This window comes from Salinivibrio sp. ES.052 (assembly GCF_900141775.1).
Lineage (GTDB): Bacteria > Pseudomonadota > Gammaproteobacteria > Enterobacterales > Vibrionaceae > Salinivibrio.
In genome coordinates, this window is record NZ_FSRI01000002.1 from 475633 (window position 1) to 488158 (window position 12526).

At 50.1% G+C, this 12526-nt stretch carries 6 protein-coding genes; 4 read left to right on the plus strand and 2 right to left on the minus strand.

Annotated features, from left to right (window positions below; all coding sequences use genetic code 11):
* Together rpoB and rpoC are read left to right on the plus strand one after the other, a co-directional pair.
* Positions 1–4026, plus strand: a complete 4026-nt coding sequence (rpoB, locus tag BUQ98_RS11870) for a DNA-directed RNA polymerase subunit beta (RefSeq protein ID WP_074214006.1) — start codon at positions 1–3, stop codon at positions 4024–4026.
* 84 nt (positions 4027–4110) lie between these two features.
* Positions 4111–8325: a DNA-directed RNA polymerase subunit beta' gene (rpoC, locus tag BUQ98_RS11875; RefSeq protein ID WP_074214007.1), complete on the plus strand. Its 4215-nt coding sequence runs from the start codon at positions 4111–4113 to the stop codon at positions 8323–8325.
* Between the two features lie 60 nt (positions 8326–8385).
* Here rpoC and BUQ98_RS16835 read toward each other — a convergent pair.
* A protein-coding gene (locus BUQ98_RS16835) for an IS3 family transposase (RefSeq protein ID WP_139294740.1) occupies positions 8386–9614 on the minus strand; the annotation gives its coding sequence in 2 pieces (ribosomal slippage) (positions 8386–9263 and positions 9263–9614; 1230 coding nt in all).
* Positions 9615–9797: 183 nt separating this feature from the next.
* Positions 9798–10283 (minus strand): Rsd/AlgQ family anti-sigma factor, encoded by a 486-nt coding sequence (locus tag BUQ98_RS11890; protein WP_074214009.1) that lies wholly within the window; start codon positions 10281–10283, stop codon positions 9798–9800.
* 145 nt (positions 10284–10428) lie between these two features.
* Between BUQ98_RS11890 and nudC the strand changes: the two genes are divergently transcribed.
* Both nudC and hemE read left to right on the plus strand, forming a co-directional pair.
* Positions 10429–11214: an NAD(+) diphosphatase gene (gene nudC / locus BUQ98_RS11895; RefSeq protein ID WP_074214010.1), complete on the plus strand. Its 786-nt coding sequence runs from the start codon at positions 10429–10431 to the stop codon at positions 11212–11214.
* Positions 11215–11414: 200 nt separating this feature from the next.
* Complete coding sequence (gene hemE, locus BUQ98_RS11900; protein WP_074214011.1) at positions 11415–12479, plus strand: uroporphyrinogen decarboxylase; 1065 nt, start codon at positions 11415–11417, stop codon at positions 12477–12479.
* Positions 12480–12526 lie beyond the last annotated feature (47 nt).

The following is a 12526-nucleotide window of genomic DNA, read 5'->3' on the forward strand; positions in this document are numbered from 1 at the left end:
ATGGTTTACTCTTATACCGAGAAAAAGCGTATCCGTAAGGATTTTGGTAAGCGTCCTCAAGTTCTGGACGTGCCATACTTGCTGTCGATCCAGCTTGAATCTTTTAAGAACTTTATCGAGCAGGATCCAGAAGGGCAATACGGTCTTGAAGCTGCCTTTCGCTCTGTCTTTCCAATTCAGAGCTACAACGGCAATTCCGAGCTGCAATACGTTAGCTATCGTCTCGGTGAGCCAGTTTTCGATGTCAAAGAATGCCAAATTCGTGGCGTAACCTATTCGGCCCCACTACGCGTGAAACTGCGCTTAGTGATGTTTGATAAGGATGCTCCGGCTGGTACCGTTAAAGACATCAAAGAACAAGAAGTCTATATGGGCGAAATTCCGCTCATGACTGAAAATGGTACCTTTGTCATCAATGGTACTGAGAGGGTTATCGTATCCCAGCTGCACCGTAGTCCGGGCGTCTTTTTCGACAGCGATAAGGGTAAAACCCATTCCTCAGGAAAAGTGCTCTATAACGCACGCGTGATCCCATACCGTGGCTCATGGTTGGATTTCGAATTTGATCCTAAGGATATCGTATACGTTCGTATCGATCGTCGTCGTAAGCTACCGGCTTCCATTATTCTGCGTGCGCTGGAATACACAACTGAAGAGATCTTGGACCTGTTCTTCGAGAAAGTCATTTTCGAAGTGAAAGGCAAGTCTCTGGTGATGGAGCTGGTGCCTGATCGTCTACGTGGCGAAACGGCAGGGTTTGACATCGAAGCCGACGGTAAAGTTTACGTCGAGCAGGGTCGTCGAATCACCGCGCGTCATATCCGTCAGTTGACGAAAGATAACGTTGATCACATCGAAGTACCGGTTGAATATATTGCGGGCAAGATTTCTGCACGTGAGTATGTCAATCAGGACACAGGTGAAGTGATTGTCTCGGCGAACCAAGAGGTCAGCCTAGAGATCTTGGCGCAGTTGTCGCAAGCTGGCCACAAACGTATCGAAACCCTGTTTACTAACGACTTGGATCATGGCCCGTACATGTCAGATACCCTGCGTATCGACAACACCACGGATCGTTTGACCGCGTTAGTCGAAATCTATCGCATGATGCGTCCCGGTGAACCACCAACGCGTGAAGCGGCAGAGCAACTATTCGAAAGTCTGTTCTTCTCAGACGATCGCTACGACCTATCATCTGTGGGTCGTATGAAGTTTAACAGCTCTCTGGGTCGTGATGATCTGACTGGCCCAGGCGTTCTGAGCAAAGAAGACATCATCGAGGTAATGCGTAAGCTTATCCATATCCGTAATGGTATTGGTGAAGTGGACGACATTGACCACCTGGGTAACCGCCGTATTCGCTCTGTGGGCGAGATGGCAGAAAACCAGTTCCGTGTTGGCTTAGTACGTGTTGAGCGTGCAGTCAAAGAGCGTTTGAGCTTGGGCGATCTCGATAGCGTGATGCCACAAGACTTAATTAACGCCAAGCCTATTTCTGCGGCAGTGAAAGAGTTCTTTGGCTCTTCACAGTTGTCACAGTTTATGGATCAGAACAACCCACTATCAGAGGTAACGCATAAGCGTCGTATCTCGGCATTGGGTCCAGGCGGTCTGACGCGTGAGCGTGCAGGCTTCGAAGTGCGTGACGTTCACGCGACGCACTACGGTCGCCTATGTCCGATCGAAACACCGGAAGGGCCGAACATCGGTCTGATTAACTCACTGTCTGCATTTGCGCGTTGCAATGCGTACGGCTTCCTGGAAACACCTTACCGTAAAGTGGTTGACGGTAAAGTGACGGACCAAATTGATTACCTGTCAGCTATCGAAGAAGGCCATTATGTTATTGCGCAGGCTAACGCTGCGTTGAACGAAGATGGGTCTTTCACCGATGAGCTGATCACCGCCCGTGAAACCGGTGAGTCAGGCTTGCACCCACGTGACCATGTCCAGTACATGGACGTTGCGACCAACCAGGTCGTGTCGGTAGCGGCCTCACTGATTCCGTTCCTTGAGCATGACGATGCCAACCGTGCCTTGATGGGTGCGAACATGCAACGTCAAGCGGTCCCAACCTTGCGTGCGCAAAAGCCGCTGGTTGGTACGGGTATCGAGCGTAACGTAGCGGTTGACTCAGGTGTGACCGCGGTAGCGAAACGTGGCGGTACCATTCAATCAGTCGATGCTTCACGTATCGTGTTGAAAGTGAATGAAGATGAGCTGGTCCCTGGCGAAGCCGGTATCGACATCTATAGCTTGATCAAATACACGCGTTCAAACCAGAACACCTGTATTAACCAGCGTCCAACCGTGATGCCTGGTCACCAGGTAGCGAAAGGCGACGTGTTGGCTGATGGCCCATCCACCGATTTGGGTGAGCTGGCGCTTGGTCAAAACATGCGTATCGCGTTTATGCCGTGGAATGGTTATAACTTTGAGGATTCCATCCTTATTTCTGAGCGTGTGGCTCAGGAAGATCGTTTAACCACTATTCACATTCAAGAGCTTTCTTGTGTGGCGCGTGATACCAAGCTGGGCAGTGAAGAAATTACCGCGGATATTCCAAACGTCGGTGAAGCGGCATTGTCGAAGCTGGATGAGTCAGGTGTTGTGTATATCGGTGCCGAAGTGAAAGGCGGCGATATCATGGTCGGTAAAGTGACGCCAAAAGGCGAAACACAGCTGACGCCAGAGGAGAAGCTACTACGAGCGATCTTCGGTGAAAAAGCGTCTGATGTAAAAGATTCATCATTGCGTGTACCGAATGGTGTGTCTGGTACGGTTATCGATGTGCAAGTCTTTACTCGCGATGGCGTAGAAAAAGACAAGCGTGCACTCGAAATCGAAGAAATGCAGCTCAAAGAAGCCAAAAAAGACCTGACCGAGGAGTTCTCTATCCTCGAAGGTGGTTTGATGGCGCGTGTTCGTACACTGCTTTCTCAGGCCGGATATACTGACAACCAGCTAGACAGCATGAATCGTCAGAGCATGTTGACACAAACACTGGATGATGAAGCCCAGCAAACGCAGCTTGAGCAGCTTGCTGAGCAGTACGACGAAATCAAAGCGGACTTTGATAAGAAATTCGACACCAAGCGTCGCAAAATCACCCAAGGTGATGACCTGGCTCCTGGCGTGTTGAAGATTGTTAAAGTGTATCTTGCGGTGAAACGTCGTATTCAGCCAGGTGATAAGATGGCTGGCCGTCACGGTAACAAAGGTGTTATCTCTAAGATCAACCCGATCGAAGATATGCCTTATGACGAATCTGGTGAGCCCGTCGACTTAGTGCTTAACCCGCTGGGCGTACCGTCGCGTATGAACATCGGGCAGATCTTGGAAACGCACTTGGGTCTGGCGGCGAAAGGCATTGGTGACAAGATCAACCGCATGCTCAAAGAGCAGCAAGAACTGGCGAAATTCCGAGAGTTCTTGCAGAAGGTCTATGATCTGGGTGAAACCCGTCAGCAAGTGGACATCAGTAAACTGACTGACGAAGAAGTACGCACCTTGATCGGCAACCTGCGCGATGGTCTACCGACAGCGTCACCCGTCTTTGACGGTGCGCCTGAGCCGATTGTAAAAGAACTATTGAAACTGGGTGATCTGCCTGAGTCTGGTCAGCTTGACTTGTACGATGGCCGCACGGGTGAGAAGTTTGAGCGTCCGGTAACCGTAGGTTACATGTACATGCTGAAACTGAACCACTTGGTGGACGATAAGATGCACGCCCGTTCAACCGGTTCTTACAGCTTGGTTACTCAGCAGCCGCTGGGTGGTAAGGCGCAGTTCGGTGGTCAGCGCTTCGGTGAGATGGAAGTATGGGCACTGGAAGCATATGGTGCTGCTTATACCTTGCAAGAAATGCTCACCGTGAAGTCGGATGACGTTAATGGCCGTACTAAGATGTATAAGAACATCGTAGATGGCGACCATCGTATGGAGCCGGGCATGCCGGAATCTTTCAACGTATTGCTGAAAGAAATCCGCTCGTTGGGTATCAACATCGAGCTGGAAGACGAGTAAGCCCCTGGGCGACTCTCTCCGGTAAGAATATGAAGGCGCTGCCTGTCAGCGCCTTTATGGGTCAACTCCTCACAGGAGCCGATTGTGAAAGACTTACTTAAGTTTCTGAAAGCACAACACAAGACCGAAGAATTTGACTCGATCAAAATCGGTCTTGCCTCACCTGACATGATTCGTTCATGGTCATTTGGTGAAGTGAAAAAGCCAGAAACCATCAACTACCGTACTTTTAAGCCTGAACGTGACGGTTTGTTCTGTGCACGTATTTTTGGCCCGGTCAAAGACTATGAATGTCTTTGCGGTAAGTACAAGCGCCTCAAGCACCGCGGCGTCATTTGTGAAAAATGTGGCGTTGAAGTTACTCAGACCAAAGTACGCCGTGAGCGTATGGGTCACATTGAGCTGGCTTCACCTGTTGCCCACATTTGGTTCCTGAAGTCGTTGCCATCACGCATCGGCTTGTTGATGGACATGCCACTACGTGACATCGAGCGTGTGCTTTACTTTGAGTCTTATATTGTTATCGAACCAGGCATGACCAGCCTTGAGCGTGGTCAGATGATGTCTGAAGAGCAATATTTAGATGCACTCGAAGAGTGGGGCGACGAATTTGACGCACGCATGGGCGCTGAAGCAGTCAAAGCACTGCTAGCAAACATGGATCTGTCCGTCGAGACAGAGCAAATGCGCGAACAGCTCGAAGAGACCAACTCTGAAACCAAGCGTAAGAAGATCACCAAGCGCCTGAAGCTGGTTGAATCTTTCTTGCAATCAGGTAACAACCCTGAGTGGATGATCCTGACCGTGCTGCCTGTGTTGCCGCCGGATCTTCGTCCATTGGTGCCGTTGGATGGTGGTCGATTTGCGACATCTGATCTTAACGACCTCTACCGTCGTGTGATCAACCGTAACAACCGATTGAAGCGCCTGCTTGATCTTGCCGCACCAGACATCATTGTGCGTAACGAAAAGCGCATGCTGCAAGAATCTGTCGACGCCATGTTAGATAACGGCCGTCGCGGTCGTGCGATTACGGGCTCGAACAAACGTCCGCTGAAATCATTGGCTGACATGATTAAAGGTAAGCAGGGTCGTTTCCGTCAGAACCTGCTGGGTAAACGTGTTGACTACTCTGGCCGTTCGGTGATCACCGTGGGTCCATACTTGCGTCTGCATCAGTGTGGTCTACCAAAGAAAATGGCACTAGAGCTGTTTAAACCGTTTATCTACGGCAAGCTTGAGACCCGTGGTCTGGCGACCACTATCAAAGCGGCCAAGAAGATGGTTGAGCGCGAAGAAGCTGTGGTATGGGATATCTTGGATGAAGTCATCCGTGAACACCCTGTCCTGCTGAACCGTGCACCAACGCTTCACCGTTTGGGTATTCAAGCGTTTGAACCTGTGCTTATCGAAGGTAAAGCGATCCAGTTGCACCCATTGGTGTGTGCGGCGTATAACGCTGACTTCGATGGTGACCAGATGGCTGTTCACGTACCGCTAACACTGGAAGCCCAGTTAGAAGCGCGTGCGTTGATGATGTCAACCAACAACATTCTATCGCCTGCTTCTGGTGATCCTATCATCGTACCGTCTCAGGACGTGGTACTGGGTCTCTATTATATGACCCGAGAGAAGGTGAACGGCAAGGGCGAAGGCATGTATTTGTCTGGCCCAGGCGAAGCTGAAAAAGTCTATCGCACCGGGCATGCAGAACTGCATAGCCGCGTAAAAGTACGCATCAAGCAAATCGATATCGATGAGATGGGTACACGGACTGAAAAAATGTCATTGGTTGATACCACCGTTGGCCGTGCCATGTTGTGGACGATTGTCCCAGATGGCCTGCCATACGAGTTAGTCAACCAGCCGCTGGGTAAAAAGCAAATCTCAAACTTGCTTAACACCTGTTATCGTAAATTGGGTCTGAAAGATACCGTTATCTTTGCCGACCAAATTATGTATACCGGTTTTGCTTACTCTGCGCTGTCGGGCACGTCTGTCGGTATCGACGACATGGTGATCCCACAAGCCAAGTACGATTTGATCGAAGCGGCAGAAGCCGAAGTTGCGGAAATTCAAGAGCAGTTCCAGTCTGGTCTGGTTACCGCTGGCGAACGCTACAACAAAGTGATCGATATCTGGGCGGCGGCGAACGAGCAAGTAGCTAAAGCGATGATGGATAACCTGTCTAATGAGACAGTGATTAACCGTGATGGTGAAGAAGAGACACAAAGCTCCTTTAACAGCGTCTACATGATGGCTGACTCGGGTGCGCGTGGTTCTGCCGCGCAGATCCGTCAGCTTGCGGGTATGCGTGGTCTGATGGCTAAGCCAGATGGCTCAATCATCGAAACGCCAATCACTGCGAACTTCCGTGAAGGTCTGAACGTACTTCAGTACGTTATTTCCACGCACGGTGCCCGTAAGGGTCTGGCGGATACGGCATTGAAGACCGCGAACTCAGGTTATCTGACGCGTCGTCTGGTTGACGTTGCGCAAGACGTGGTGGTGACTGAAACCGACTGTGGCACCGAAGGTGGTATCCACATGATGGCAGTTATCGAAGGTGGTGATGTTAAAGAAGCGCTGCGTGAGCGTGTACTTGGTCGTGTTGTGGCGGAAGACGTCATCAAACCCGGCACAGAAGAAGTACTGGCGCCTCGCAACACCCTATTAGACGAGAAATGGTGTGACATCTTAGAACACCACTCTGTCGATAAGGTGAAAGTGCGCTCTGTCGTAACCTGTGAAACTGACTTTGGTTGCTGTGCAAACTGTTATGGTCGTGACTTGGCGCGTGGTCATTTGGTTAACCACGGTGAGTCTGTGGGCGTTATCGCCGCGCAGTCTATCGGTGAACCAAGTACACAGCTGACCATGCGTACGTTCCACATCGGTGGTGCGGCATCGCGTGCGGCGGCAGAAAACAACATCCAGGTGAAGAACAAAGGTTCTATGCACCTGCACAATGCGAAATCTGTCACCAACAGCGATGGTAAACTTGTGATTACCTCGCGTGCGACAGAAATGACCATTGTTGATGAGTTTGGCCGTACCAAAGAAAGCTACAAAGTGCCATACGGTGCGTTGCTGAGCAAGAAAGATACGGAAACGGTTGAATCGGGTGATGTGGTCGCCAACTGGGACCCACATACCATGCCAATCATCACCGAAGTCGGCGGTTATGTTCGCTTCGTGGATATGATTGATGCGTCGACCATGCAGCGTCAAACGGATGAACTGACAGGTCTGTCTTCGATTGTGGTGATGGATGCTTCTGAGCGCCCATCGTCAGGTAAAGACAAGCGCCCTGCAGTGAAGTTGGTCGATGCGCAAGGCAATGACGTGATGATCCCTGGTACAGACATGCCAGTTCAATACTTCTTGCCAGGTAAAGCGATCGTCCAATTGGATGATGGGGCAAGCGTAGGTATTGGTGATACTCTGGCACGTATCCCGCAAGAAAGCGGCGGTACCAAGGATATCACTGGTGGTCTGCCACGCGTTGCTGACCTGTTCGAAGCACGTAAGCCAAAAGAGCCAGCCATCTTGGCAGAGATCACAGGGACTGTTTCCTTCGGTAAAGAAACCAAAGGTAAGCGCCGCTTGATCCTCACACCAGAAGAAGGCAAGGCCTACGAAGAGATGATTCCAAAATGGCGTCAGCTCAACGTATTCGAAGGTGAAAAAGTCGAGAAAGGTGATGTGATCGCAGATGGTCCAGAATCACCACACGACATTCTACGCTTGCGTGGTATCCACGCGGTGGCGGAATATATCACCAACGAAGTGCAAGACGTTTACCGCCTGCAAGGTGTAAAGATCAACGATAAGCACATCGAGACCATTGTGCGTCAGATGTTGCGTAAGGTGACGATTAAATCTGCTGGCGATACGGACTTCTTGGAAGGCGAGCAAGTCGAGTACTCCCGCGTTACGATTGCGAACCGTGATCTTGAAGCGGAAGGCAAGCAGCCAGCTACCTTTGGTCGTGACCTATTAGGTATCACCAAAGCCTCGCTGGCGACCGAGTCATTCATTTCGGCTGCCTCGTTCCAGGAAACCACTCGCGTGCTGACCGAAGCGGCAGTGGCCGGTAAACGTGATGACTTACGTGGTCTAAAAGAGAACGTGATTGTGGGTCGCTTGATCCCAGCCGGTACCGGTTTTGCGTATCACAAAAACCGCCAAGCTAAGCGTGCAGAGCCAGAGCAGCCTGTGGCACCACAGGTAGATGCTGAGCAAGCATCGCAAGATCTTGCTGCACTGCTAAATGCAGGCCTGAACGACGATAACTAAGGTCGTTTCAAGGCTAGCGGAATACGCTACGTGTCCCGTCCTAATATAGGTTGACAGTTTTTAGGCCAGCTCCAGTAGCTGGCCTTTTTTATTATGCACCTGATTGGGGGTTGCCATACTTAAACTTAGGTGCGGTCTCATTTCGTTGTATATCGCTATCGATTCTTTTACCAGTATTTTAAGCTCTGTCAGTGTCTTACACCGGTACAGTAAAAACTCATGCTTCAGTATGCCATTGACTCTTTCCGCTAACGCGTTTTGGTAGCAATCATAACCATCCGTCATCGACGGCTGGATTTGACTCTCCTGTAGCGCACTCTGATAAACGGCTGAGCAGTATTGCGAACCTCGGTCTGAGTGATGTACCGCATTGCCGATATAGCGCTTATCTTTGACGGCCATTTTCAGCGCTTTCACTACATTGTCGACTTTCATATCTTCGCTAACGTGATGACCCACTATCTTGCGTGAGTTGGCATCGGTCACCAGTGACAGATAGTGCACACCTTGGTCTGATTCAACATAAGTGATGTCGCTGACCAGTACATGCGCAGCATCATGCAGTCCGTCTTCTTTTAGCAGGTTAGGATGCTTCTTCATCCAGTGCTTACTACACGTAGTTTTTGTGTAGCTTTTCTTGGGTTTAACCAGTAAGCCTTCGCTTCTCAGATAGCTAAAAAACCCGTCTCGCCCTAGCTTAATTTCGTGTTCAGCTAGCTTGGGCTTTACCAACGCGTAGAGCTTACGCGCCCCTAACCTCGGCATATACTTACGCCAGTATTGGACCCAGTCTCTGATGATTGATAGTTCAGCTCTTCGGCTTTCCATTCGAGCAACGGCTTGATAGACACCTTGCCGAGAAATGCCTGTGGCACGACATGCCGCCGCTAACTTTATTTTACTTTTGGCTTTGGCTTGCCAGATGTACCGGATAAGTACTTTTTTCTGAGGCCGGCTCCGTACTCATTGTCCATGATATCGACCATACCATTGAGGATTTGGTTACGCAGTTTCTCTTCGGCTAACTCACGCTCAAGGCGCTTGATAGTTTCGGATGGGGTTTCTTTTGAATGTGGCATAAGGGGATGCTGAAATGGCTTCGACCAATCGAGTCTACCATGTTTTCTGAGCCAGACGAGTACCGTTGAGCGGCCCTGAATGCCAAAACGGGCTTGAGCTTGTTTGTACGTCATTTCGCCTTTTTCAACACGCTCTACAACGCCTAATTTAAAGGCTAAGGTGTAATCACGTTGCGTGCGCTTACGGCTTGAATTACTTGATGTTGTCATAAAGAAGTCCTCTTTATGTCAACGTATTTCAGGACGGGACAACGTTAGATAAAAAGGCACCTCTTCAGAGGTGCCTTTTGTTTTTTCGGCTCGCTGGTTTTTTGTCACGAAGGAGAAAAGACACATAAAAAAGCGCCGCACACAGGCGACGCTTGTCCTATTCATTATAACAACGCAGAGGCATCAAGCGCCTGGTGGATGAGCCAGGCTGTCGGCAATCAGTCGAATCAAGGTATCTTCTAACTCAAAGCGCTGTTCGAGCCATTCACCAATCGCGGAGATGTCTTGATCAAAATCTGTGGCGTCATAATTTTCGTCGTCTAGATCTATGGCACTGAACTTATCGTTAAAGTCTAAGAGTGGGTCAGTGGTGTCGACGATACTGAAATACAGGTTGTCAGTTTCTTTGGTGGCAGCGAACCCTGTGGATTGCCAACGATCCATCACCATGTCATAGATTTTGAAATGACCGGTAGAGATATAATCGACTAAATGGTCGCAGAAACGGTCGAGCTCGGCTTTACTGGGAAGCGCTTGCTTCTTTTTGACTGCGACCCCTGCAACATTGTAATACTCCACCAACAGTTGGCGGCGTAATTCGAGCCAGTAATCGATAACCTCATCGTAACCGCTCCATTGCGCTTTGGTGCGTTCGAGTTTTCTCAGCATGATCGGTGTCCTCGTGATCGATCAGCGAATGAATGGCGCTATAATAAGGCCGGCTGAAAATTAACGGGCTGCTCAGTCCTTTGCATCACGTTATGAAACTAGATTGCCAGTATTCAAGTATAGCTGCAAGGCTAAGGGAGTGACCATGTCTCAGAATCAACAAGCGGTCTATGTATGCGCGATTGCCAACGGGAAACTTTGGCTGCCCAACGGTGATTTGCCATGTATACCCTTGTCGAAACTGCCATTTTCTGGCGGTGAAACCGTGACGGTTGGAGACTATCAGCAGACGCCTGTGGTCGGCGTCTTTAATTGTAACCCGATACTACCTACTGATGAGGTGGCAGGCTTACGCACGTTGTTAGCGGTTCTATCTGCCCCCTTATTTGCCCTCGTAGGACGCGTCATTCAGCTTGATTACATGCGACAGCAGCAAGCGTTTTGTGGCTGTTGTGGTCAGCGCGCTGAGTTTGATGCTGAGGCGATAGCTATGAGGTGCGCTCACTGTCAGCGTCACGATTATCCGCGCGTGTCGCCGTGTGTGATTGTGGCGGTACGTAATGGTGAACATTTATTACTGGCACAGCACCCAAGGCATAAAACCGGGATGTATACCGTGATTGCGGGGTTTGTTGAGCCGGGAGAAACGCTCGAACAGTGTGTGGCGCGCGAGGTCAAAGAGGAAACAGGGATTGAGGTGAAAAATATCCGTTATATGGATAGCCAGCCGTGGGCCTTTCCTTCCAATGTCATGATGGGCTTTTTGGCCGACTATGCCGGTGGTCAGTTAAGGCCAGATTATGAGGAATTGACGGATGCGCAATGGTTTGATTGCGATGCCTTGCCGCCAGTGGCGCCAAAAGGGACGATCGCCCGGCGCTTAATTGAAGCCAGCTGTGCTTTATCCGAACATAAAAAAACCCGGCCGTAGGGAGCCGGGGTAAGATGCGAACATATTGTCTTTCGCAGACCTATTGTCGTTATAAAAAGGTTGTACCATGTGGTTAAATGACCAGCAATCCTTTGCTGGCGCTGGGTGACGGTTTTATGATCGTGTTAACAAAGCTTCGCTTTTGTTGCGACTTGACAGTGATACAATGACGGCCACTTTTCGCACACAGGTTTAACACAATGACCGAATTGAAAAACGATCGTTATTTACGCGCCCTCTATAAGCAACCGGTGGATTGCACGCCCGTGTGGATGATGCGCCAAGCTGGCCGTTACCTGCCTGAATATCGTGAACTACGTGCGCAGGCGGGTGACTTTTTGTCATTGTGTAAAAATGCGGAGTTAGCCTGTGAAGTGACGATGCAGCCATTACGTCGCTTTGATTTGGATGCCGCCATTCTGTTCTCTGATATCCTCACCATCCCTGATACCATGGGATTAGGGCTGTACTTTGAAACCGGGGAAGGACCGAAATTTTCCCATCCGATCACCTCAAAGGCGGATGTGGATAAAATCGGTATCCCTGATCCGGAGGGCGAGCTGCAGTATGTGATGAACGCGGTGCGTACCATCCGTCGTGAATTAAAGGGTGAGGTGCCCTTGATTGGTTTTTCCGGTAGCCCGTGGACCTTGGCCACCTATATGGTAGAAGGTGGCACCTCAAAAGCGTTTACCAAGATTAAAAAGATGATGTATGCCGAGCCACAAACACTGCATGCATTGCTCGATAAACTTGCTGATAGTGTGGTGAGCTACCTTAACGCACAGATCAAAGCCGGTGCCCAATCGGTGATGGTGTTTGACACCTGGGGGGGGGTACTCACACCACGTGATTACCATGATTTTTCTCTGCAGTATATGCAGAAAATTGTCGATGGTTTGATCCGAGAGCACGACGGTCGCCGTGTGCCGGTGACGCTGTTCACCAAAAATGCGGGGATGTGGTTGGAGCGTATTGCGGCCACAGGATGTGATGGTGTTGGGCTTGACTGGACTATCAACATGGCGGACGCCAAAGCGCGAATTGGTGATAAAGTGGCGTTGCAAGGCAATATGGATCCATCGATGTTATATGCTAGCCCAGAGCGGATCCGCCAAGAAGTGTCGACCATCTTAGACGGTTTCGGCGAAGGGACGGGCCATGTGTTTAATCTCGGCCATGGCATTCACTTGGATGTACCACCAGATAACGCTGGCGTCTTCATCGATGCGGTTCATGAGCTGTCGAAGCCCTACCACGGCTAACTCCCACGCTCGCCGGTTGGCGAGCGTTTTTTTATCCTCACGCCAGT

Bases quoted from the DNA above. Each gene is read 5' to 3' on its own strand.
- rpoB (WP_074214006.1), top strand. From the start codon at position 1: ATGGTTTACTCTTATACCGAGAAAAAGCGTATCCGTAAGGATTTTGGT.
- BUQ98_RS11890 (WP_074214009.1), bottom strand. From the start codon at position 10,283: ATGCTGAGAAAACTCGAACGCACCAAAGCGCAATGGAGCGGTTACGAT.
- nudC (WP_074214010.1), top strand. From the start codon at position 10,429: ATGTCTCAGAATCAACAAGCGGTCTATGTATGCGCGATTGCCAACGGG.
- hemE (WP_074214011.1), top strand. From the start codon at position 11,415: ATGACCGAATTGAAAAACGATCGTTATTTACGCGCCCTCTATAAGCAA.